Origin of the sequence: Pseudomonas sp. zfem003 (genome assembly GCF_032621675.1) — a bacterium.
Lineage (GTDB): Bacteria > Pseudomonadota > Gammaproteobacteria > Pseudomonadales > Pseudomonadaceae > Metapseudomonas > Metapseudomonas otitidis.
This window is the reverse complement of record NZ_JAVYJG010000001.1, coordinates 21,926-45,114: the sequence shown is the minus strand read 5'-3', so window position 1 is coordinate 45,114 and position 23,189 is coordinate 21,926. Positions and strand designations below refer to the sequence as shown.

The 23,189-nt window shown below is 67.8% G+C and carries 21 protein-coding genes; 16 read left to right on the top strand and 5 right to left on the bottom strand.

All coding sequences use genetic code 11. The features are described from left to right. Nucleotides 1–14: 14 nt before the first annotated feature. Together RTK35_RS00245 and RTK35_RS00240 are read right to left on the bottom strand one after the other, a co-directional pair. The gene (locus RTK35_RS00245; RefSeq protein ID WP_316907049.1) at nt 15–1,598 is read right to left on the bottom strand and encodes a rhodanese-related sulfurtransferase; all 1,584 of its coding nucleotides are present in this window, start codon (nt 1,596–1,598) and stop codon (nt 15–17) included. Beyond that, entirely contained in the window at nt 1,595–2,203 is a 609-nt protein-coding gene (locus tag RTK35_RS00240; RefSeq protein WP_173175415.1) for a cysteine dioxygenase, read from the bottom strand. Before RTK35_RS00240 ends, RTK35_RS00245 begins: the two co-directional genes overlap by 4 nt. Nucleotides 2,204–2,310: 107 nt before the next feature. On the opposite strand from RTK35_RS00240, the gene RTK35_RS00235 reads away from it, so the two are divergent. From RTK35_RS00235 to RTK35_RS00165, 15 genes are all read left to right on the top strand, one after another. Continuing rightward, entirely contained in the window at nt 2,311–3,231 is a 921-nt protein-coding gene (locus tag RTK35_RS00235) for a LysR family transcriptional regulator (RefSeq protein WP_021221877.1), read from the top strand. Nucleotides 3,232–3,418: 187 nt separating this feature from the next. Next, nucleotides 3,419–4,255 carry an ABC transporter permease gene (locus RTK35_RS00230; protein ID WP_083422403.1) on the top strand — a complete coding sequence of 279 codons (837 nt, stop codon included), beginning with the start codon at nt 3,419–3,421 and terminating at the stop codon, nt 4,253–4,255. Nucleotides 4,256–4,257: 2 nt separating this feature from the next. Then, on the top strand, nt 4,258–5,019 hold the full coding sequence (locus RTK35_RS00225) for an ABC transporter ATP-binding protein (protein WP_410478617.1): 762 nt from the start codon (nt 4,258–4,260) through the stop codon (nt 5,017–5,019). Then, complete coding sequence (locus RTK35_RS00220) at nt 5,016–6,215, top strand: acyl-CoA dehydrogenase family protein (protein WP_316907048.1); 1,200 nt, start codon at nt 5,016–5,018, stop codon at nt 6,213–6,215. The genes RTK35_RS00225 and RTK35_RS00220 overlap by 4 nt, the downstream gene beginning before the upstream one ends. After that, nucleotides 6,212–7,156 carry a D-isomer specific 2-hydroxyacid dehydrogenase family protein gene (locus tag RTK35_RS00215; RefSeq protein ID WP_316907047.1) on the top strand — a complete coding sequence of 315 codons (945 nt, stop codon included), beginning with the start codon at nt 6,212–6,214 and terminating at the stop codon, nt 7,154–7,156. The genes RTK35_RS00220 and RTK35_RS00215 overlap by 4 nt, the downstream gene beginning before the upstream one ends. A 28-nt stretch (nt 7,157–7,184) precedes the next feature. Continuing rightward, on the top strand, nt 7,185–8,018 hold the full coding sequence (locus tag RTK35_RS00210) for a class II aldolase/adducin family protein (protein ID WP_052807539.1): 834 nt from the start codon (nt 7,185–7,187) through the stop codon (nt 8,016–8,018). 15 nt (nt 8,019–8,033) lie between these two features. Continuing rightward, complete coding sequence (locus RTK35_RS00205; protein WP_316907046.1) at nt 8,034–8,987, top strand: ABC transporter substrate-binding protein; 954 nt, start codon at nt 8,034–8,036, stop codon at nt 8,985–8,987. 37 nt (nt 8,988–9,024) lie between these two features. After that, the gene (locus RTK35_RS00200) at nt 9,025–10,233 is read left to right on the top strand and encodes a dipeptidase (RefSeq protein WP_316907045.1); all 1,209 of its coding nucleotides are present in this window, start codon (nt 9,025–9,027) and stop codon (nt 10,231–10,233) included. 469 nt (nt 10,234–10,702) lie between these two features. Continuing rightward, a complete protein-coding gene (locus RTK35_RS00195; RefSeq protein WP_316907044.1) occupies nt 10,703–12,289 on the top strand; it encodes a flavin monoamine oxidase family protein in 1,587 nt (528 codons plus the stop codon). An 89-nt stretch (nt 12,290–12,378) separates the two neighbouring features. After that, complete coding sequence (locus RTK35_RS00190; protein WP_044402848.1) at nt 12,379–12,873, top strand: RidA family protein; 495 nt, start codon at nt 12,379–12,381, stop codon at nt 12,871–12,873. A gap of 63 nt (nt 12,874–12,936) precedes the next feature. Beyond that, entirely contained in the window at nt 12,937–15,399 is a 2,463-nt protein-coding gene (locus RTK35_RS00185) for a TonB-dependent receptor (protein WP_316907043.1), read from the top strand. Nucleotides 15,400–15,401: 2 nt separating this feature from the next. Further along, nucleotides 15,402–16,349 carry an aliphatic sulfonate ABC transporter substrate-binding protein gene (locus tag RTK35_RS00180; RefSeq protein ID WP_253543646.1) on the top strand — a complete coding sequence of 316 codons (948 nt, stop codon included), beginning with the start codon at nt 15,402–15,404 and terminating at the stop codon, nt 16,347–16,349. A gap of 90 nt (nt 16,350–16,439) precedes the next feature. Beyond that, the gene (locus RTK35_RS00175; protein ID WP_044403202.1) at nt 16,440–17,216 is read left to right on the top strand and encodes a 2OG-Fe(II) oxygenase; all 777 of its coding nucleotides are present in this window, start codon (nt 16,440–16,442) and stop codon (nt 17,214–17,216) included. 5 nt (nt 17,217–17,221) lie between these two features. Then, nucleotides 17,222–17,971, top strand: a complete 750-nt coding sequence (locus RTK35_RS00170; RefSeq protein ID WP_142009141.1) for a tRNA-dependent cyclodipeptide synthase — start codon at nt 17,222–17,224, stop codon at nt 17,969–17,971. A gap of 298 nt (nt 17,972–18,269) precedes the next feature. After that, nucleotides 18,270–19,271 carry an MFS transporter gene (locus RTK35_RS00165; RefSeq protein ID WP_316907042.1) on the top strand — a complete coding sequence of 334 codons (1,002 nt, stop codon included), beginning with the start codon at nt 18,270–18,272 and terminating at the stop codon, nt 19,269–19,271. A 504-nt stretch (nt 19,272–19,775) separates the two neighbouring features. On the opposite strand, the gene RTK35_RS00160 is transcribed toward RTK35_RS00165, so the two are convergent. The 3 genes from RTK35_RS00160 to RTK35_RS00150 are packed head-to-tail and all read right to left on the bottom strand — an operon-like array spanning nt 19,776 to nt 21,917. After that, nucleotides 19,776–20,255 (bottom strand): hypothetical protein, encoded by a 480-nt coding sequence (locus RTK35_RS00160; protein ID WP_004374702.1) that lies wholly within the window; start codon nt 20,253–20,255, stop codon nt 19,776–19,778. Further along, entirely contained in the window at nt 20,236–20,880 is a 645-nt protein-coding gene (locus RTK35_RS00155) for a DUF6036 family nucleotidyltransferase (RefSeq protein ID WP_316907041.1), read from the bottom strand. Before RTK35_RS00155 ends, RTK35_RS00160 begins: the two co-directional genes overlap by 20 nt. A 38-nt stretch (nt 20,881–20,918) precedes the next feature. After that, a complete protein-coding gene (locus RTK35_RS00150; protein ID WP_316907040.1) occupies nt 20,919–21,917 on the bottom strand; it encodes a DNA-binding protein in 999 nt (332 codons plus the stop codon). A gap of 182 nt (nt 21,918–22,099) precedes the next feature. Here RTK35_RS00150 and RTK35_RS00145 point away from each other — a divergent pair, with 182 nt between their 5' ends. After that, entirely contained in the window at nt 22,100–23,059 is a 960-nt protein-coding gene (locus RTK35_RS00145; protein WP_316907039.1) for a site-specific integrase, read from the top strand. The last annotated feature ends 130 nt before the right edge of the window (nt 23,060–23,189 follow it).

Genomic DNA, 23,189 nt, shown 5'->3' with positions numbered 1-23,189 from the left:
AACGTAACTGTCATTCAAACCACAAAGAACCCACTCGTCCCATCCCGCCCCAACTGCTCCACCAACCCGAACTCCCAATCAAGGTAAGCCTGCATGGCCTCGCGCGGGTTGTCGGTGCCTTCGTACGGGCGGCGGTAGCGGTCGATACGCGGTGACAGCAGGCCGCTTTCGCCGGCTTCAACCGGCAGGCCGGCGTCGGCCCAGGCGGTGTTGCCGCCGTCGAGCAGGAAGGCGGGTTTGCCGGTGATGGCCGCCACTTCGTCCACGGCGAAGCGGGCCAGCAGGCCGCTGCCGCAGGTGAGTACGTAGCGCTCGGCCTTGGGCGCGGCGGCGAGGGCTTCGCGCAGTTGTGCGCGCAGCACCCAGCGGGCGCCGGGGATGTGGCGTTTGACGTGGTTGGCGCTGGCGGTGAAGTCCAGCACCACCGTGTCGCCATGCTCCAGCCAGGTGGCCAGGGTCTGTGGGGCGATGGCTTCGACCTGGGGCAGGGCGGGCAGGGCGGGGCGCCAGGCGCCGCTCTCGCTGAAGTCCGCTGCCGTGAGCCCGTCCAGTACATGCACCTCCCAACCCAGTTGCGCCAGCCAGGAGCCGGTCATGTTGGCGCGGGTGCCGTCGTCGTCGGCGAGGACGATGCGGGCGCCGCGCACGCTGGCGTAGTGGTCGGTCTCCTGCACCAGCTGGCCGCCGGCGACCCAGCGCGCGCCGGGCAGGTGGCCGGCGCGGTATTCCTCTTCGGTGCGCACGTCGAACAGGTAGGTGGTGCGGCCGGGCTCGGCGTGCCAGTCGTGCAGCTGTGTGAGGCCGGCGCGGCGTACGCCAGCCTTGTCGGCCACGGCGCGGGCTGCCTGCCCGGCCTGTTCGCGGGTGTGCTGGCCGACCTCGGCGAAGCGCCGTTGCTGGCCGTGCTCCAGCGTCTGCCCGGCCAGGGTCCAGCCGATGGTGCCGTTGCGCAGGGCGGCCACCGGGTTTGGGATGCCGGCGTTCACCAGGGATTGGGTGCCGATGATGCTGCGGGTGCGCCCGGCGCAGTTGACGATCACCCGGGTGCTCGGGTCCGGCGCCAGTTCGCGCACGCGCAGCACCAGTTCGGCGCCGGGCACGCTGATGGAGCCGGGGATGTTCATGGTCTGGTATTCGTCGAAGCGGCGGGCGTCGAGCACCACCACGTCGGCCTTGGCGTCCAGTAGCGCCTTCACTTCCTCTGCGGCGAGGGAGGGCGTGTGGCGCTGGCTTTCCACCAGTTCGCCGAAGGCCTTGCTGGGCACGTTGACGTCACGGAACAGCTCGCCGCCGGCCTCGCGCCAGCCGGCGAGGCCGCCCTCCAGCAACGCTACGTCGCTGTAACCGAGTTGCAGCAGGCGCTCGGCGGCGCGCTCGGCCAGGCCTTCGCCGTCGTCGTAGAGGGTCACGGCGGTGTCGCGGCGGGGCACGCGGTCGAGCACTTCCAGTTCCAGCTTGGACAGCGGGATATTGGCCGCGAACAGCGGGTGCGCCTCGGCGAAGGGGGCCTCCTCGCGCAGGTCGATGAGGGCGACTTCCTCGTGGGCGAGGAGGGCGGAGCGGATGTCGGCAAAACGGCGAAGGGGGATACGGCTCATGGCGCCAGGCTCTCTTTCGACAGGTCCCAGATATTGGGCAGGTGGAGGTTGGAATAACCGGAGATGAAGGGCTTCTCGACGCCGCCCTCGGCATAGACGGCGCGACGCACCGCACCGATGTTGGCGCCGTACACGTGGATGCTGATGGAGGTGCGGTTCTCGAAGGCGTTGCGCACCTGGTGGATGTCGCCCACCCGGGGCGACACGGCGACCACGTCGCCCGGCTGCAGGGATTCCGCCGCGCCCTGGGGCCGCAGGCTGCCGTCGGCGTTGCGGGCGAAGCCCTGGCTGAGCTCGGCGCCGCGCAGCATGCCGATCAGCCCCCAGGTGCGGTGGTCGTGCACCGGGGTGGACTGGCCGGGGCCCCAGACGAAGCTGACGATGGAGAAGGCCTGGCGCGAGTCGGCGTGCAGCAGGTACTGCTGGTAGCGCTCCGGGCTGGGCTGGGCGTAGGCGTCCGGCAGCCAGTCGTCGGTGCTCACCAGGTCGCGCAGCAGCGCGGCGCCCTGGTCGAGTATCCGTGGCTCGTCCGGTGCCTGGGCGAGGAGGTCGGCGAGGTCGACGATGAAGCCGCGTAGCCGTCCGAGGTTGGGCGTTTGAGACATGGTTCCCTCGATGTCCGTGAGTGCGCAGCGGTAACCGCTACCGTGCCGGGGCAAAAGATATTATTCTTCTTACGTATTCTTCCAGCCATTTATTATGCGAATAAAGAATGAAGATAGATGATATCGATGCATTCGTGGCCGTCATCCGCAGCCAGTCGATCAGCCAGGCGGCGGAGTCCCTGCAGCTCACCCAGCCGGCCATCACCCGGCGCGTGCAGAACTTCGAAGAGGCCCTCGGCGTCAGCCTGCTGGACCGCAACACCAAGCCGCTGAAGCCCACGCCCATGGGCATGCGCGTGTACGAGCAGTGCCGCTCGGTGCTGCGCGAGATGGACGCCCTGCGCGAACTGGTGCTGAGCGATTCCTCCCCCAGCGGCGTGCTGCGCCTGGGCGTGCCGCAGACGGTGGGTGACGTGGTGCTGCTGGACGCCCTCAGCCAGCTCAAGACCCTCTACCCGGACCTGCAGACCCAGGTGTCCACCGGCTGGGGCAGCCACCTGCTGGGCAAGATGGAGAACGGGGAGCTGGACGCCGTGGCCGCGCTGTTCCCGGCGGGCAAGGTGTTCCCCGAAGGCATAGTCGGGCGCTCCCTGGCGCGCATGGACCTGGTGGTAGTCGCGGCCAAGGGCGAGGTGCGCAAGCGCTCCTGCAAGCTCGCCGATTGCTACCAGCGCGGCTGGGTGCTGAACCCCGATGGCTGCGGCTTCCGCGCCGGCCTGCAACGGGCCCTGAGCGACGAGGGGCTGTCGCTGCGCATCAACCTGGAGACCTTCGGCACCGAGCTGCAACTGGGGCTGATCGCCAATGGCCTGGGCTTCGGCCTGGTGCCGCGCCCGCTGCTGGAGAACAGCCGTCACCGCGAGCGGCTGGAGGTGGTGCCGGTGAGCGACTTCAAGCCGGTGATCGACCTGTGGCTGATCCACCCGCGCTTCCTCGGCAACCTGCAGGCGCCGGTGGCGCTGTTCGGCGAGACCGTGGCCCAGCGCGTGGCGCACCAGGCGGAGGAGGGGGCCGCGGCAGGCTCATAACCAAAGCATCTTGCATGTAACTGCATTGGTTAGATGCGCGATTTGTATATTAGATTAGAACCAGATCGAATTTCACTGCGGTTTTTTAGATGGATAGCATGTGGGTCAAGCCAGGCTGCAGCGGGCTCGATCCAACCTCCCGCCTGCGGCCCCCGACCATTGGAAAGGCCTCGAGCGAGGAGAAGGAATGTCCCGGCGAAGCAACGCCCTGGTGCCCCCGGGCACCGCACTGACGGCCCTGCTGGCGCCCCTGCGCTGGAAGGGCTGGAGCAACCTCGGCCTGCGCCTGGTCAGCCCGCTGGTGCTGCTCCTGCTCTGGGAGCTGGCCTCCCGCACGGGCCTGCTGCCGGCGCGCATCATCGCCGCGCCCAGCGCCATCGGCGACACCCTCTGGCAGATGATCGCCAGCGGCGAGCTGGCCGGGCACCTCTGGGTGTCCCTCAAGCGCGCCCTCAGCGGGCTGGCCATAGGCGTGTCCCTCGGCACGGTGCTGGCCCTGCTGGCCGGCCTGTCGCGCCGGGGCGAGCTGATCATCGACTCCCCGGTGCAGATGCTGCGCACGCTGCCGTTCCTGGCCATCGTGCCGCTGTTCATCCTCTGGTTCGGCGTGGGTGAGACACCGAAGATCGCCCTGATCGCCCTCGGCACCACCTTCCCGGTCTACCTCACGCTGTTCTCCGGCATCCGCGGCGTCGATCCCAAGCTGGTGGAGGCGGGGCGCCTGTTCGGCCTCAGCCGCCTGGAGTTGGTGGTCCACGTCATCCTGCCCGGTGCCTTGCCGTCCTTCTTCGTCGGCCTGCGCTACGCCTTCGGCATCAGCTGGCTCGGCCTGGTGGTGGTGGAGCAGATCAACGCCAGCGCCGGCCTCGGCTACCTGGTCAACGACGCCCGCGACTTCATGCGCACCGACGTGATCGTCATCTGCCTCATCGTCTACAGCGTGCTGGGCCTGTCCATCGACGCCCTGGTGCGCCTGCTCGAACGCCTGGCCCTGGCCTGGCGCCCCACCTTCATAAGGAACTGACCATGGATGTTGCGCTGCAACGCCTGCGCCCACCGGTGCGCGTGCGCGGGCTGACCCGTCGCTTCGCCGGCCAGGCCGTGCTCGACGGCCTCGACCTGGAGCTGGGCGCCGGCGAATTCGTCGCCCTGCTGGGGCGCAGCGGCTCGGGCAAGACCACCCTGCTGCGCGCCCTGGCCGGGCTGGACGCGGTGGACGGCGGCACGCTGGAGGTGCCCGAGGCCCACGCGGCGGTGTTCCAGGAGCCCCGGCTGATGCCCTGGAAGCGCGCCTGGCGCAACGTCGCCCTCGGCCTGCGCGGCGCCAACCCGCAGACCCGCGCCCTGGCCGCCTTGCAGGAAGTGGGGCTGGGCCATCGCCTCGACGCCTGGCCCGGCACCCTGTCCGGCGGCGAGGCGCAGCGCGTGGCCCTGGCCCGCGCCCTGGTGCGCGAGCCGGAGTTGCTGCTGCTGGACGAGCCCTTCGCCGCGCTGGATGCGCTGACCCGCATCCGCATGCACCAGCTGATCATCGAGCTGTGGTGCACCCACCAGCCCTCGGTGCTGCTGGTCACCCACGACGTCGACGAGGCGGTGCTGCTGGCCGATCGCGTCGTCGTGCTGGAGGCCGGACGCATCGCCGAACAGATCCCCGTGCGCCTGCCGCGTCCACGGGAGGTGGCCAGCCGCGGCTTCCAGGAGCTGCGCCAGCACCTGCTCACCCTGCTCGGCGTCGAAGCGCCGGCCAGCCCCTTCGTCCACACCCTCGCACGGACCGCCCAACGATGAGCTTCGACTTGAAAACCGCCAAGGAGACGGCCCGCGTGCCCGACCTCGATTCCCCGGCCTTCGCCGACCTGCTGGCCCAGCTCAGCGACGAGTTCGCCGCCAGCGCCGCCCATTACGACCGCCACGGCGAATTCCCCCACGCCAACCTGCGCCGCCTGCACGAACACGGCCTCATCGCCCTCACCGTGCCGCGTAGCCTCGGCGGCAGCGAGGCCAGCCTGGCACAGGCGCGCCGGGTGATCGCCGCCGTGGCGCGGGGCGAGCCGTCCACCGCCCTGGTGCTGGTGATGCAATACCTGCAGCACGCGCGCCTGCAGGCCAACCAGGCCTGGCCCGAGCACCTGCGCCTGCGCCTGGCCCGCGAGGCGGTGGAAGAGGGCGCGCTGATCAACGCCCTGCGCGTGGAGCCGGACCTGGGCACCCCCGCCCGTGGCGGCCTGCCGGGCACCATCGCCCGGCGCGTGCCCGAGGGCTGGCGCATCAGCGGGCGCAAGATCTACTCCACCGGCATCCCCGGGCTCACCTGGCTGTCTGTGTGGGCGCGCAGCGACGAGGCCGAACCCCGTGTCGGCACCTGGCTGGTGCACCGCGACACGCCGGGCATCCGCATCGAGGAAACCTGGGACCACCTGGGCATGCGCGCCACCTGCAGCCACGACGTGGTCTTCGACGACGTCCTGGTGCCCGACGAATACGCCGTGGACATCCTCCCCGCCAGCCAGCCGCGACCCTCGGAGCTGGACTCCAGCGGCGTGCTCTGGCTCGCCGTGCTGCTCTCCAGCATCTACGACGGCGTGGCCCGCGCCGCCCGGGACTGGCTGGTGGGCTGGCTGGCCGAGCGCACGCCGGCCAACCTCGGCGCACCGCTCTCCAGCCTGCCGCGCTTCCAGGAACTGGTGGGGCGCATCGACGCATTGCTGCTGTCCAACCGCGTACTGCTCGACGCCGCCGCCGAAGGCCGCATCCCCGTCAGCGAGGCGACCCAGGTCAAGTACCTGGTCACCACCCAGGCCATCACCGCCGTAGAGCTGGGCGTGGAAGCCATCGGCAACCCGGCCCTGGCCCGGGGCAACCCGCTGGAGCGGCACTACCGCGACGTGCTCTGCAGTCGCATCCACACACCGCAGAACGACGCCGTGCTCGGCGCCGCCGGCCGCGCCGCGTTCGCGTTGCCCAGCCGGGGCGGGCAGGCATGAGCCGGGCGCGCATCGCCAGCCAACTGGACGGCACCTTCAACGACCTGCTGCGCGCGCGCCTGCCGGGCGTGGAGGTGCTGGACCTGCCTCGTGGGGTGCCCAGCACGCTGCCGACGGACATACAGGTGCTGCTCGCCGCGCCCCACGCCGATTGGCGCAACGCCGCCGAGCCGCCCCCCGGCTGGCCCTTCGGCCTGGGGTTCGTGCAACTGGTGAGCTCGGGGCTGGATTTCTTCCCGCCCTGGCTGTTCGACGGCCCGCCGGTGGCCAGCGCCCGGGGCGCCACCGCCAGCAGCATCGCCGAGTTCGCCCTGGCGGCCATCTTCGTCGCCGCCAAGCAGCTGCCCGAGCTGTGGATCGACAGCGCCGACGCCTGGCGGCAACGCCCGCTGGCGTCCCTGGCCGGCAGCACGCTGGGGCTCTACGGCTTCGGCAGCATCGCCCGTGACCTGGCGCACAAGGCCCTGGCGCTGGACATGCAGGTGCTCGCCCTGCGCCATTCACCCCAGCCCTTCGGCCTGGACGGCGTGCAGCGCGCCGGCGACATCCATGAACTCTTCGCCCGCGCTGATCACCTGGTGCTGGCCGCGCCCGCCACCGCCGAGACGCACTATGTGGTCAACCGCGAGACCCTGGCCTCGGCGCGCCCCGGCCTGCACCTGATCAACGTCGCGCGCGGCGCCCTGGTGGACCAGGCCGCGCTGCTGCAGGCCCTGGACGACGGGCGCCTGGCGCTCGCCAGCCTCGATGTCACCGACCCCGAGCCGCTGCCGGCCGGGCACCCGTTCTACAGCCATCCCCGTGTACGACTGAGCCCCCACACCTCGGCCAACACGCCGCAGGTGTACCGCAACCTCGTAGCGCTGCTGGCGCGCAACCTCGAACGTTTCCACAGCGGGCAACCGCTGGAGAACCTGGTGCAGGCCACGCGTGGCTACTGAGCCCGCCGGCCCTTCAAGGAGAAACCGCATGACCGCCAGGCTGACCGGCCTCACCGGCACCCCGCAACCCACGGCCTACTCGCTGCCCCGCGACGGCCACACCGTATACCGCTGGCAGGAGCCGCCGCAGCAACCCACGGTCGAGGCCGAGCGCCTGCTGCGCAAGCAGCGCCTGGCCGGCTCCTTCCGCCTGTTCGCCCGCCACGGCTTCGACATGGGCGGCGCCGGCCACATCACCGTGCGCGACCCGGAGTTCCCCGACCACTTCTGGGTCAACCCGGTGGGCGTGTACTTCGGCCATATCCGCGTCTCCGACCTGCTGCTGGTCAACCCCCACGGCGAGATCGTCGAAGGGCAGGGCGCACTCAACCTCGCCGCCTTCGCCATCCACGCCGCGCTGCACGAGGCCCGACCGGACGTGGTCGCCGCCGCCCATGCCCACTCGCTGTACGGCAAGGCCTGGTCCAGCCTCGGGCGCCTGCTCGACCCGCTGACCCAGGACGCCTGCGCCTTCCACGGCAAGCACGCGCTGTTCGACAACTTCACCGGCGTGGTGCTGGAAGCCAGCGAGGGCGCGCGCATCGCCGCCACCCTGGGGCCGAGCAACGTCGCGCTGATCCTGCAGAACCACGGCCTGCTCACCGTCGGCCGCACGGTGGAGGCGGCCGTCTGGCGCTTTATCGCCCTGGACAACGCCGCCCACGCCCAACTGCTGGCCGAGGCCGCCGGCACGCCCCGGCCCATTCCCCCGGCCGTGGCCGAACACACCGCGCGCCAGGTGGGCACCGAATTCGGCGGCTGGTTCAGCTTCCAGCCCTACTGGGACCGCCTGTTGCGCGACGAGCCCGACTTCCTCGACTGATTGCAAGGAGCCCCCATGAACCGCCGTCACTTCCTCCAGTATTCCGCCCTGGCCGGGCTCGCCTGCGCGCTGCCCACGGCCTTCGCCCGGGACTGGAACGGCATCGGCCTCAACGTCGCCACCTACAAGGGCGCGGCGCCCACCTTCTTCGACGAGGCGGGCATCGAGCGTCCGCCCTACGCGGTGAAATACGCCGAGTTCAACGGCGGCAACCTCGGTTTCGAGGCGCTGATCAGCGGCACCCTGGACCTCGCGCCCATGAGCGAGATCCCGCCGATCTTCGGCATCAGGAACCAGGCGCCGGTGAAGCTCATCGCCGTGCTCACCGGCGACGTCAACAACCAGGCCTTCGTGGTGCCCAAGGGCTCGGCCATGCAATCCCTGGCGGAGCTGCCGGGCAAGCGCGTGGGCTACATCCGCTCCACCTCGTCGCACTACATGCTGCTGCGCGCATTGAAGGAGCAGGGCCTGACCCTGGCCGACATCCAACCCTTCGCGCTGACGCCCCAGGATGGTTTCGCCGCCTTCCAGAACGGCAATCTGGATGTCTGGGTGACCTTCGGCTACTTCATCCAGCTGGCCGAGCTGCGCAGCGGCGCAAGGGTGCTGCGCACGGGGCAGGGCTACCTCTCCGGCAACTACGTGATCGCCGCCAACCAGCGCGCCATCGACGACCCGGGCAAGCGCGCGGCCATCGAGGACTACGTCCAGCGCGAGTACCGCAGCTGGCAATGGGTGCAGCACAACCCGGAGGCCTGGGCGGCCAAGAGCGAGAAGATCCTCGGCATCCCCCGCGAGGTGTTCCTCGCCCAGTACAAGGCCCAGAGCGGGCCGCGCGTGCTGCAGGCAGTGGACGACGCCGCCGTGCGCTCCCAGCAGGCCGTGGCCGACACCTTCTTCGAGGCCGGCGTGCTGCCGCAGCGGTTGGACGTGGCGTCGCTTTGGGATCGGAGCTTCCGCTGGGGCTGAGCCCGTCACGTATCCCAGGCATCCAAGGATCGGTTCCATGCACCTCAAGCCACCCCTGATCGCCCTGGCAGTGCTCACCGGCAGCGCCCAGGCTGCCGACGTCCCGCCCGCTATCCGCGCCCTCCACGAGCGGCTGCTGGTGCTCGACAGCCACCTCGACACGCCCATGCAACTGGCGCGGCCCGGCTGGGACATCAGCCAGCGCCACCGCTACGCCGACGACCTGTCCCAGGTCGACCTGCCGCGCATGCGCGAGGGCGGGCTGGATGGCGGCTTCTTCGCCGTGTTCACGCCCCAGGGCCCGCGCACGGCGGAGGGGCGCACCCTGGCCAGCGAGCACGGCCTGGCAGTCATCACCCGCATCCGCGACATGGTCGCCGCGCGGCCCGATGAATTCGCCCTGGCCACCCGCGCGCAGGAGGTGCCGGGCATCGTCGCCTCGGGGCGCCGCGTGGTGCTGATCAGCATGGAGAACGCCGAGCCCCTGGCGGCCGATCCCGGCCGCCTGGCCACCTACCAGCGCCTGGGGCTGCGCATGCTCGGCCTGGTGCACGCGCAGAACAATTCATTCGCCGACTCCGCCACCGCGCTGCCGGAATGGCACGGCCTCAGCCCGGCCGGGCGCGAGCTGGTGGGGGAGGCCAACCGGCTGGGGATTCTCATCGATGTGTCCCATGCCTCCGACGCGGTGTTCGACCAGGTGCTGGAGTTGTCCCGCGCCCCCGTGATCGCCTCGCACTCCGGCGCCCGCGCCATCGGCCCGCACCCGCGCAACCTCGACGACGCACGCCTGCGCAGGCTCGCGGAAAAGGGCGGGGTGGTGCAGGTCAACAGCTTCCCCAGCGATCTCGTGCCACGTGCGCCCAACCCCGAGCGGGACAAGGCCATGGCACCGCTGTACCGCGAGTTCCGCCTGGCCGCCAGCCTCTCCCCGGAACAGGTGGCCGACCTCGCCCGGCGCATCCGCGAGGCCGATGCACGCTACCCGTTGCCACCCACGCGCCTGGACGACTTCATGGCGCACCTGCTGCACATCCTCGACGTGGTCGGCCCGCAACACGTCGGCATCGGCGCCGACTGGGACGGTGGCGGCGGCGTGGAAGGCCTGCGCGACGTCAGCGACCTGCCACGCATCAGCGAACGCCTGCTCGCCGCCGGCTACAGCGAGCAGGACCTCGCCGCGATCTGGGGCGGCAACCTGCTGCGGGTGCTGGCGGCAGCGGAAGCAAACGCCGCCTCGAAGTAGCCCGGGCTTCAGCCCGGGAGCGAAGCCTGTGGCATCCCCGGACCGAAGTCCGGGCTCCCCAGATGCACCCTGGCGCCGATCTCCACACGAAATCGCTCAGCGCCATCCCATGCGGTAAACGCAGGTCCGGGCTACGGACGGTGCCTGCGCCCTTCGCCTCCTACGGTTGCCATCCCGTCTCGTCAGCTCCGCGCCGCCCGTGCCTTGGGCTACGTGGGCATGATGTTTCAAGATGATTATGCGTTTCACGCAATATGCAGATTGATAAAAATGAAACATTTTAATATTTGCATATGCTCAAAATGTATTTCTCTTATCAAATTCCGCCCCATAGGATGGCTCCACATAGAGCGATTTCGAAGCTCTTTGATGTGAATCTATAACCGGATGCGATATCCGGATGCAGCCAGGGAAGGGCGCCATCGGGCGAGCCGTGCCTGGTGGAAGGGAATCAAGGAGAGTGCCTGCAATGCCTTTGACCAGACGACAGCTCATCGCCCGCATCGGTGCCGTTGGGGGCTACCGCGCCGCCATGGCGGCCATGGGTGTGCTCGGGGTGATGAGCCCGGCCACGGGTGCCAGCCAGGAGAACTATGCGGCGCTGCAACCGGCCAGCGGCCTGGGGCAGGGCGCCAGCGTCACCGTGGTCGGTGCCGGCATCGGCGGGCTGGTGGCGGCCTACGAGCTGCGCAAGGCCGGCTTCGCCGTGACCCTGCTGGAGGCCCGCGAGCGGGTCGGCGGGCGCAACTGGACGCTGCGCCGCGGCGATCGCGTCGAGTACACCGACGGCACCACCCAGGTCGCTGACTTCGACGAAGGCTTCTACTTCAACGCCGGCCCCGCGCGCCTGCCCAGCCACCACCAGCTGATGCTCGGCTACTGCCGCGAGCTGGGCGTGGAGCTGGAGGTGCTGGTCAACACCAGCCGCAACGCCCTGGTGCGCCCGGACCTGTCCGCGCCGCCGATGCAGATCCGCCAGGCGGTGAACGACAGCCGTGGCCACATCGCCGAGCTGCTGGCCAAGGCGGTCAACCGCCAGGCCCTGGACCAGGAGCTGAACGCGGCCGACCGGCAGAACCTGCTGGGCTTCCTCAAGACCTGGGGCGACCTCTCGGAGAAGCTCGACTACCTCGGCTCGGCGCGCTCCGGCTACAAGGTGTGGCCCGGCGCCGGCGACCAGCTGGCGCAGAAGAACGAGCCGCTGCCGCTGCGCACGCTGCTCAACCCGGCCCTGGGCACCGCGCTGATGATCGACGAATACCCGGAATTCTCGCCCACCATGTTCCAGCCGGTGGGCGGCATGGACCGCATCCCGGCGGCCTTCCAGCGCCACCTGCAGCCGTCCCTGCGCCTGGGGGCGGAGGTGCGCTCCATCCGCAACCACGAGGACCGCGTGGAGATCGGCTACCGCGACCGCCGCAGCGGCCGCGAGCAGCAGGTGACCAGCGACTACGCGGTGATCGCGCTGCCGCTGCCGCTGCTGGCCAGGATCGACAGCAACTTCACCGCCCCGGTGCGCCAGGCGATCTCGGCGGTGCAGTTCGGCTACGCCAACAAGGTGGCCTGGCAGTCGCGGCGCTTCTGGGAGACCGACTACCAGATCTACGGCGGGCTTTCCTTCATCAACCAGGAGGCCTCGGGGCTCTGGTACCCCAGCGGCGGCTTCAACCAGGCCGAGGGCATCCTCATTGCCGCGTACAACAACGGCGAGGTGGCGCGCAAATTCGGCGACAAGACCATCGACGAGCAGATCGCCCTGTCGCGCCAGGCCGTGGAGCTGCTGCACCCCGGCCACGGGCAGGACCTGCGCAAGCCGCTGGCCATCGCCTGGAACCGCATTCCCCACAGCCTCGGCCCCTGGATCAGCCACGAGGTGGCGGAGCCGGACTACGGCCTGCTCAACCAGGCCCAGGGCCGCGTGCACCTGACCAGCGACGGCCTCGCCCACAGCGGCGTGGGCATCTGGCAGGAAGCCGCCGCCGGCGCTGCCCGGCGCGTGGTGCGGAACATCTTCGAGCGTGCGCAAGGCACGTCGCAACACCGGCAAACGGCCTGAACCACGCCGCGCCGCATCCATAACCAGATCCACCTGCCAGGTAGCGGACCTCCGAGGCTGGCGCCAACACAGACCTTGGAGCTTTCGCGATGCCTTTCAAACATGCCCTTCTGGGGTTGGGGGTCCTTTTCGCCACCGTCGGCCAGGCCGCGGAGATCGAGCGGGTGCCCTCGACCTATCCCAACTCGCCGATCCTGCAGTCGGCGACCCTGCCGCCGGGCACGGCGCTGACCTTCGTCTCCGGCATCCTGCCGGACCCGGCCGACCCCAAGGCCGCCAAGGACGACCTGCGCGCCGCCGGCGACACCGAGGCGCAGACCGTCGCCGTGCTGCGCAAGGTGGAGGCCGCCCTGGCCCCGCGCGGCCTCGGCCTGGGCGATGTGGTGCAACTGCGGGTGTACCTGGTGGGCGACCCGAAACTGGACGGGCGCATGGACTTCGAGGGCCTGCAGCGCGGCTTCCGGCAGTTCTTCGGCAGCGAGAAGCAGCCGCTGAAGCCGACCCGCACCACGGTGCAGGTGGCCGGCCTGGTGCTGCCCGGCGCGCTGATCGAAGTCGAGGCGGTGGCCGCCAAGGCCCGCTGACCCAATCCCCCACAGATCGAGCCAGATGCGGCCGGGTTGCGGTCGCCTACAGGAAGTCCCGTGATGCGTAACGCCTTCAGCAAGACCTTCTCGCTTTCCCCCCTCAGCGCCGCGCTGCTCCTCGCCCTGGGCGGCGAGGCGCTGGCCGCCAGCGACCCGACCCTGTCCACCGTAGTGGTGACCGGCGTGCGCGGCAGCCAGCAGCGCACCGTGACCGACAGCCCCGCGCCGGTGGACGTGATCTCCGGCGAGCAGTTGAAGACCAGCGGCCAGAACGGCCTCAAGGACATGCTCACGCGCCTGCTGCCGTCCTTCAACGCACCCACCATCAACGGCGGCGGCACCGCCTTCCTGGTGCGTGGCATCAGCATGCGCGGCCTGGGCGGTGACCAGGTGCTGATCCTGGTGAACGGCAAGCGCCGCCACAACACCGCGATGATCAACAACAACGCCCGGGTCGGCACCGCCGCCGTGCCGGTGGACCTGGACCTGATTCCCACCGCCGCCATCGAGCGCATCGAGGTGCTGCGCGACGGCGCCGCCGCCCAGTACGGCTCCGACGCCATCGCCGGGGTGATCAACATCATCCTCAAGAAGGACGCCGAGGGGATCACCTCGGACAGCTCCCTCGGCCAGTACTACAGCGGCGACGGCACCACCGGCCACGAGGCCGCCAACTTCGGCTTCGGCCTGGGGGAGGGCGGCTTCTTCAACCTTTCCTTCGACGCAAAGGTGCAGGAGCCCTATGACCGCGCCGGCGCCGTGCGCGGCAACTTCGGCACCCTCGCCAACGGCCAGCCCGACCCGCGCATCACCCAGCGCCACGGCTGGGGCGAGGAGTACGGCCTGGGCCGCGACCGCACCTACAGCAGCGCCTACAACCTGGAGCTGCCGCTGGGCGATGACCTCAAGTTCTACTCCTTCTCCACCCTCAGCTACCGCGACGGCAAGAAGGTGCTCGGCCACCGTGCGCCCACCGACATCACCGCCACCAACTGGCTGGCCAACCAGCCGTACCCCAAGGGCGGTCAGGCCACCCGCGAGGTGAACGAGACGGACTACCAGTTCCTCGCCGGGCTCAAGGGCCTGGCCGCCGACTGGGACTGGGACCTCTCCACCAGCTACGGTCGCGACAAGGCCAAGCTCTACACCGACAACAACCTCAACCTCTCCAACGGGCCGGATTTCAGTCAGCGACGTTTCCACCTGACCGACGAGATCTTCGACCAGTGGACCACCAACCTGGACCTGACCCGTGCGCTGGACATCGGCCTGGACAGCCCCCTGGAAACCTCCGCCGGCATCGAATACCGCTGGGAGAAGTACGAACTCACCGAGGGCGAGCCCAACTCCTACAACTACGGCAACTACGTGATTCCCAGCGGCAGCCTGGGCGGGCGCCGACCCGACCCGGGCCTGTTCTCGGTCAACGGCACCACCCCCGAGGACGCTGGCGACATGATCCGCCACAGCGGCGCCGCCTATGTGGACTTCGGCCTCAACGTCACCCCGCAGTGGTACAACGCCTTCGCCCTGCGCTACGAGCGCTACAACCAGGACATCGGCGAGACCCTCAGCGGCAAGTTCACCACCCGCTACGAGTTCGCCCCGGGCTACGCGGTGCGGGCGGCGGTGAGCAACGGCTTCCGCGCGCCATCCCTGGCGCAGAACGTGTTCTCCTCCACCAGCTCGGTGACCATCTTTGGTGCCGGCGGCTCCACCACCACCGCGCGCACCAAGCAGATGCGCCCCGGCTCGCGGGAAGCCATCGCCCTCGGTGCCAAGGCCCTGGAACCGGAGACCTCGCGCAACTACAGCCTGGGCTTCACCGCCGAACCCACCGACCGCCTGCGCCTCACCGCCGACTTCTACCTGATCGACATCGACGACCGCATCCTGCAGACCGGCGTGCTCACCGGCCCGGCGGTGTCGGCGATCCTGGTGGCCAACGGCCTGTCGCCGAACCTTTCCGGCCAGTATTTCGCCAACGCCGCCGACACCCGCACCAAGGGCGTCGACCTGGTGGCCGAGTACCGCCAACCGCTGGACGAGTACGGCACGGTGCGCTGGAGCCTGGCCTACAACCACAACAAGACCACCATCCGCGACCTCGCCGACACGCCGCCCGAGCTGTCCAGCCTGGGTTCCGGCTACGTGCTGTTCGACCGCCAGCAGCAAACCGACCTGACCAAGGCCACGCCCAAGGACAAGTGGATCCTCAACACCAACTACAAGGTGGACGACTGGACCCTCAACCTGACGCTGACCCGCTACGGCGAATACACCGAGGGCTCGAATATCCCGGCCAACGACCGCACCTACAGCGCCAAGTGGATCACCGACATCGACGTCGCCTACGACGTCACCCAGAACCTCACCGTGGCCCTGGGGGCGAACAACCTGTTCGACGTCTACCCGGACAAGATCGGCATCGTGCCCTGGGCCGGCACCTACGAGTACGGGATGTTCTCCCCGTACGGCCTGGGTGGCGGCTACTACTACGGCCGCGTGAGCCTGGCGTTCTGATGATGGGCACGGGACGTTTGCTGGCGGGTCTCCTGTGCCTGGCGCTGGGGGCTGCCCCCGCGCTGGGCGCCGAGGCGCTGCGCGTGTCGAGCCAGAAGAACTCGCTGCAGGTGCTGCTGCAGGCCGCCGGAGAGCTGGAGTCGGTGCCGTACCCCATCGAGTTCGCCGCCTTCGGCGCGGCGGCGCCCACGGCCGAGGCCCTGAGCGCCGGCGCGGTGGACGTCGGCACCCTGGGCGTCGCGCCCTTCGTCTTCGCCGCCTCGGCCGGTGCCGGGTTGAAGACGGTGGGCGTGGTGCGCCTGAAGGTCACGCCCACGGCGGTGGCCATCGTCGTGCCCGAGGGCTCGCCGCTCACCGATGCCGCGTCCCTGGTGGGCACGCGCATCACCACCACGCGCGGCTCCATCGGCCATTACCTGGCGCTGGCGGCGTTGCGCTCGGTGGGCCGCAGCGGGCGCGATGCGACGTTCGTGTTCCTGCAGCCGGGGGAGTCCCGCAGCCTGCTGGCCAACGGCGGGGCGGATGCCTGGGCCACCTGGGACCCGTACACCAGCATGGTGCAGCTGGAAGGCGGCACGCGGGTGCTGGTCAGCGGGGAAGGGCTGTTCGCCGGCAACATGCTGCTGGTGGCCAACCCGGCGGCGATCCGCGACAAGCCGGAGCAGCTGCGAGACTTCCTCCAGCGCGTCGGCCGCGCCTGGGACTGGGCCAACGCCCATGTCGAGGCCTTCTCGGCGATCCAGGCGCGCCAGAGCGGCCTGCCACTGGAGGTGCATTTGCGCTCCAACCGCTACTCGCAGCCCCGGCGGGTGGACGTGGACGAGGCCCTGGTGCAGGACCTCGCCGACACCGCCCGGCTGTACCGGGACGAGGGTGTGATCGGCCCCGGCTTCGTGGCAGCCGAGCAGGTGGACCGGCGCTTCAACAGCCACGGGGAGGCGCATCCATGACCCGTCCCGAAGCCCACGCTCCTCCCAGGCCGACCCTTCCCCGAACCCACAACGGACGTTCCATTTCAGGGATACATGCGAGGCAACACCATGCTGATCACCACCACGGTCGATGAACTGACCGCCGACCACCTGGCCGGCCTGATCCAGGCCCGGCACTACGGCATCCTCATCAAGGGCTTTGCCCCGGCCGACACCGTCGAACTGGCCCGTGAGCGGCTCAGCCGCCACGAACTGCGCAGCGCCTTCAGCGAGCAGAACGAGTTCGTGCGCCTGGGCAAGGCCTATATCGAGATCGGCGACGAGGCCAGCCGCGCCGAGTACCACGCCCAGGCCGTGCCCACCATCCGCCGCGTGCGCGACGTGTTCCGGCCCCTGGCGTCGCCCATCGACGAGCTGCGCCTGCTGCTCGATGAGGTCTGGCCCAAGGGCGCGCGCCTGCTGGATGTGAACGGGCAGAAGTGCTTCGTCGGCATCACCCGCTTCCTCGGCAATGGCACCGACCTCACCCCCCATACCGACAACCTCGAGCGCAACGCGCCCCAGGACCACGAGCCCAAGCTGCTGACGCAGCTGTCCGCCAACGTCTACCTGGCCATCCCGGAGGACGGCGGCGAACTGGAGTTCTGGGGCCAGCAGCCCGACGAGGCGGAATACGAGCGGCTGCGCGGCTCGCGTGCCTACGGCATCGAACGGCACCTGCTGCCGCCGCCGGAGGTGGTGGTCAAGCCCGAGCCGGGCGACCTGATCCTGCTCAACCCGCGGCTGATCCATGCGGTGCGCCCCTCGGCCACCGCCACGCGGATCACCCTCGGCGTATTCATCGGTTATTTCGGCGACGACCAGCCCCTGGCCTATTGGAGCTAAGCAGCATGAGTGACGTGGAAGCGATCAACCTGAAAGCCTATTTCAACAAGGGCGGCGAGGAGCTGGACTTCACCGGCAAGCGCTGTGTACTGGCGGTGAGCGTGGGGCAGGAGTACCACGAGGGGCAGAAGCTCAGCTCCACCGTGCACCTGATCAACAAGTCCGGCTTCAGCCGGGTGAAGGTGGTGGTGGCCGACACCCTGCAGCGCCACAACAAGCACGGCAAGTCGCCGGGGGAGGCGCTGTCCGCCTCGATCCGCGACGGCGACGCCTGGCTGGCGCGCAACCGCCGCTACCTGTCGGGGCTGGAAGCACCGGTAACGGTCAGCCGCTGGAACCAGGAGCTGGCCTCCGACCGCTACGCCGAGCTGCGCCAGCAGGTGGACCAGCTCTACCGCGAGAGCGAGGACCTGCGCGGCGCCATCGAGGCCACCATCGGCGTGTTCATCGAGCGCCTGCGATTGCGCGACCCGGACGCCGACGTCGAGCGCGCGGCTGCGCAATGCCGCGAGTACATCCTGGAAGAGGTGCCGATCATCCTCCCGCTGTGGGCGGAGGAGGGCTACGACTACGTGATCTACCCGCAGCAGATGACCAACGCCATGGCCACCGCCCGGCGCCTGCTGATCGAGCCCCACGCGCCGGATCGGGTGCACTGGCTGCCGCTCAAGTTCAAGAAGCGTGGCATCCCGATCCCCTTCACCCTCCCGGGCGCCGTGCACCCGGCCTGGGCGGGGAGTGCGATTGCGATCTGACTGTTCCATGAAGGGCGGCTTGCGCCGCCATCGCGAATGAATTCGCTCCCACAGGGCACGATCGTTCCCTGTAGGGGCGAATTCATTCGCCCAGCGATGCGCCGCATCGCCAACCGACCCGGCACACAGCCGGAGGGTTGATGAACCACCCGTGGGAGCGGATTCATCCGCGAAAAGGGCGCAGCCCTGCGGGCTGCCTGGGCGAATGAATTCGCCCCTACAAATTTCCAGCACCAAAAACGGCCCCACGCCACACGGACGACGGCCTCCACCCCCTGTCATGACGGAAGGAGTTCCCATGAGCGTTTTTGCGCAACAGCAACGCAAATGGTGGGCCTTGCTCGGTGTGAGCATCGCCAGTTTTCTCGGCTGCGTGGATTTCACCATCGTCAACACCGCGCTGCCGGCCCTGCAGGCCGACCTCGGTGCTTCGGTGGAAAGCCTGCAATGGGTGATCAACGGCTTCATCCTCGCGCTCTCCAGCGCCATGGTGCTGGTGGGCCGGCTGGCCGACCTGCATGGCCGCCGGCGGGTGCTGAACATCGGCCTCGCCGTATTCGGCCTGGCCTCCCTCGGTGCCGGGCTGGCCACCAGCATCGACGCCCTGGTGGCCGCGCGGGTGGCCCAGGGGCTGGCCTGTGCGGTGCTGTACACGGCCTCCGGTGCCATCGTCTCGGCCACCTTCGCCAGCGAGGAGCAGGGTAAGGCCTTCGGCGTGCTGTTCGGCGTCAACGGCGTCGGCCTCGCCGTGGGACCGGTGCTGGGCGGGGTGATCACCAGCGCCTTCGGCTGGCAGTGGATCTTCCTGGTCAACGTGCCCTTCGTGCTGCTCAGCCTGGCGATCATCGCCCTGGCGGCGGACGAATCCCGTGCCGAGCAGGACGGCGCGCGGCTCGACTGGGCCGGTGCAGCGCTGCTGCTGGTGGGCCTGCCGAGCCTGGTGCTGGTGATCGTCCAGGGCGGCGCCTGGGGCTGGTCCTCGGCCACCACCCTGGGGCTGGTCGGCCTGGCCGCGCTGGCCTTCATCGCCTTCGTCGCGGTGGAGCTGCGGGTGCGTGCGCCCATCGTCGACCTGCGCCTGTTCGCCAACCGCCGCTTCGTCGCCGCGGTGACCGCCAGCTTCGGCCTGGCGCTGTTCTACTGCGTGGCCTTCTTCGTGATGCCGCTGTACCTGTCGCTGATCCGTGGCGAGAGCGTGCAGGCCAGCGGCCTGTTGCTGCTGCCCACCACCCTGGGCGTGGCGCTGCTGTCGCCGGTGGTGGGGCGGCTGGTGGACCGCAAGGGGGTCATGCCGAGATAAAGGAAAATTAGGACATACGCGCTGCAACTGATTGTATTTAAATATTTTTCAAGCAACGCTGAGCTGCTCAGGGTGGGCTTTATAGGCTTTTATAGTCAATTATAGAAACGGCTCTGAACGCCTGATTGAAGTTATGCCGAGGTAATGGGGGAATCAGGGGTATGCCGAGATGAGGCAAAAATTAGTGCATTCGTTCTGTAACTTGCTGTATTTAAACGAACAGAATGGAAGTCCTGCTCAAGCGAAGGCGCGCTTAGCGCAATGGCTTCAGCCTGATACCGCTGAGGATCAGTTCGGCCTGCTGCGAATTAAGTAGGCCGATCTGGAGTTGGCAAAGGCACCGGGGTGTCGGTATCAAGGCTCTGAGCCCAGGTCTCGACCAATGCATGATCGATCACCAAACCCTCGCCCACGTCGGCTAATGCCTCGCGTGTTAGATCAGCGAGTCGTTGGTCGTCATTTGTTGAATTGGCCATTCCGCGTCCATTTTGCCGTGCCCTGCTGCTAGCTGACGGGCGTTGGCTCTGAATAGCCCGTCTTCACGCCCTGGGTGGCGGCGTAATGGCGGGTTTGGAAAGCCAGGACATCCTGCATCTGCTTACTGACGTCCTCTTCAAGCCCCCATTCATAGGCCAGCTTGTCGAGTTGGTAGCGAGAGACAAGCTGGGTCGCACGAGGTGAGCGTTCTGCTGGTTTCAGGTTCGACCAACTGCTGACAAAGCCTTTTAGGCGCGCGGCTTTGTCCGTTGATACACAGGGAAAGCGACGCAGCAGGTCGACGAGATAGAGGGCACGCAACTTCTGTTCAGGCTCGCGCAGCTTGCCTGCCACTTCACGCTGCAGTACCGGCACGAGGTCGCGCTCTTCGTACCACAACTGCTTGGCGAGCTCCACGAGAGCATCGGACGCAACTTGGCTAAGGCGCTGCTGGGTGACAGTCTCCAGAAGCGTGCCAAAGCTTTGTTTACGATCCAGACGTGGCATCTCGCCCATCCTCCAGGTACTTCGCTGTGACCAGTTTCAGGCAGCTTAGCATTGCGCTTCGGTTGCCCACGGCATAATCGATTGCCTCTGTTGCCAGTGTAACAAACTGGCCGACATCGACACGGCCGCATTCGATTAGCTGTTCGATATCAGATTGATCGTTTTCCGTAAAGCGGCCGAGCTTGGAGATGGCCAGATCCACGCCGGCGGCAACGAAGATATGCAGCGGCTGCTCACCCTCGAAACCCTCCATGGGGATGGCGCGCTCGCGGTAGTCCTCGTGTAGTGGCCCGAGGGCATTGGTGTAGTTCTGGTCCAGGTACACCTGCAAGTCGCGGCCGTCGCCGTCCTCATAGCCCTCTGGCGGTGTGTAGACGGCCATGATCTCGTCCTTACGCAGCACACGGGCCGCCTCGATCTCCGCATCGATGTCCGCACTGCCACGCGCATGGGTGAGCAGGTGCACCGCGCAGCCGCCGAAGATGAAGACTTTGAGCGAGCCTGGCGGATTGCCATCCAGTAGCGGCAAGGCCCGGGCGAACAGATTACCAATGGCCTGGCCCAGCGGCGTAGTCAGCCGGACAGGTTCAGCAGCCCCCTCATTGGCAGTCTCAAGTAGCGTCATCTTCACCTCCGCTTAGCGCTTAGGCTCAGTGTGCCGGTTCATGTGCTACATGCGCCATCGCTGTTCGCAAGCGGCGCCCCGAGTAGCTTCAGCTGTGTAGTGGCTTCGACCAAGCGCTCCTGCAGGCCCTGCGTCTGCTGCGCCTGAAGCGCGGAGGCTTCGCTCAGCCGGGACACCTCCTCCTGCAATGTGCGACAACGCTGTTCAAGGGCCTCATTCGAGCGTTCGGAGCCGGCCAGCGTGCTCTGCAGAGCCTCCAGGGCCTGAGTTTTCTGCGCCACTAGCTGTTGCTGTGCATGTCGCTCTTTTTGCAACTGCCGCGCCTCGGTGAGCAAGCGTGCATTGTCGCGGTTCAGTTGCGTCAGTTCGTCCTGCTTGATTATCAAGGTCTGCTGCAGTTGCCGCAGTTCTAGTTGCAGTTGTTGTACCTGCGACTCGTGTCGGCGTTGTTCCTGCTCACGCTGTTCCTTGCTGGCCTGTCGGTAGTGCTCCAGGGTGTCGCGCGCATGTCGGTGTTTTTCCTCCAGCGAGTGGATCTGTGCGTCGCGATCCTTGTGCCGCTCCTCGAGGTCACGATTAGCCTGCTGTAGGCGGGCGTTCTCGATCTCGGCCTGTTGCCGTTGCTCGCGTGCCTGCTGCAACTCGTGATGAGTGGCCTGAAGTCGTTCCGCGTCGAGCGCGGTCTGGCCTTCCAGTTGTTGGATGCGGCTATCGGCCTGTCGAAACCGATGCTGGAAATCGAGCCGTTCGCGCGCCAGTTGTTCGCGCTCCTGGGCCACGGCGGCCTGGGTCTCTTCCTCAAGCTGGTCTGCCAGTTGGCTGACCAGATTGGCCAACTGTTCGCTGAGCGGGATCACGGCCGCATCCCGGCCGCGCTCGGCGTCTTCAAGCTCTTTCAGGTAGCGGTGAATGGTGGTCTTTGAACCGGTATTGCCCAACTCGATGCGCACCGCATCAATACTGGGGTGAATGCCACGGGCGAGGAGGGCACTCCTGGCTTTCTGCACGATCGCTTTGTTGACACCACCGCGGGCCATAAGTGGGACTCCTGACGATTTCGTTCTGTGGTACATACCATGTATTTACATGGCACTTTATCAAGAATTTTCTTTCTGATCCTCCAGTATTCTAGAATTGGGTAATCACGAATTATCCAAGGTGAGGCGGCCTTTTCGTCATTCGACAGTCGCGCACCGGTACACCAAGGGGATATGCGCCGATGAGTCAGGCGATCGAGCGGTACCTGCAGGCTGGTACCCGCGCCAACACCCGGCGCAGCTACCAGCAAGCGCTCGAGCACTTCGAGGTGACCTGGGGCGGCTTTCTACCGGCGACTAGCGATGCCATCGTGCGTTACCTGGTCGACTACGCCTCCACGCTCTCCAGCAATACGTTAAAACTGCGCCTGGCGGCGTTGGCACAGTGGCACGTCAGCCAGGGTTTCCCCGATCCGACTAAGACCCCGCTGGTTCGCCAGATACTCAAGGGCATCCGTACGCTGCACCCTCGCCAGGAGAAACAGGCCGAGCCATTGCAGCTGCGTCAGCTTGAGCAGTGCGTGTTGTGGCTAGAGCAGGCCGGGCAGCAGGCACGTGCGGAGGATGACTGGCCACGGTTGCTGCGCTGTTGCCGCGACCGTGCTCTGATCCTGATTGGCTTCTGGCGGGCGTTCCGCAGTGATGAGCTATGCCGCCTGCACGTCGAGCACATCCAGGTGCGGGCCGGGGAGGGGATGCAGCTGTTTCTGCCCTGGAGCAAGGGTGACCGCGACAACCAAGGCCAGACCTTCAGCGCGCCGGCGTTGGCCAGGCTGTGCCCAGTACAAGCCTATGTCGACTGGATCAGCGTGGCGGGCATCGCGCGTGGGCCGGTATTCCGTGGAATTGATCGTTGGGGGCACTTAGGTGAGCAGGGCTTGCACCCCAATAGCGTTGTCCCACTCATGCGCGCCGTCCTGCAGGCGGCAGGGCTGCCTTCGGAGCTGTACAGTAGTCACTCGCTGCGCCGCGGCTTTGCCACCTGGGCCACCCGCAGCGGCTGGGATCTCAAAGCGCTGATGCAGTACGTAGGCTGGAGCGATGGTCAATCCGCGTTGCGCTATGTCGAGAGCACAGGAGTGTTCCCCGGGCAGCTGAGTGCGCTACAACACATCTCAAACTGGCCCGAGGGACTGCCATAAGACAGCCTTCCGCGGCCCCGATCCGCACCTAGCTGCGCACTGGGAACACCAGCTCGTCATGTGCGGTGCAAATGAGTCGATGGTCCAGCACATGGAAAATTGCAGGGTTCTTGGGATCCTGGGAACCTAC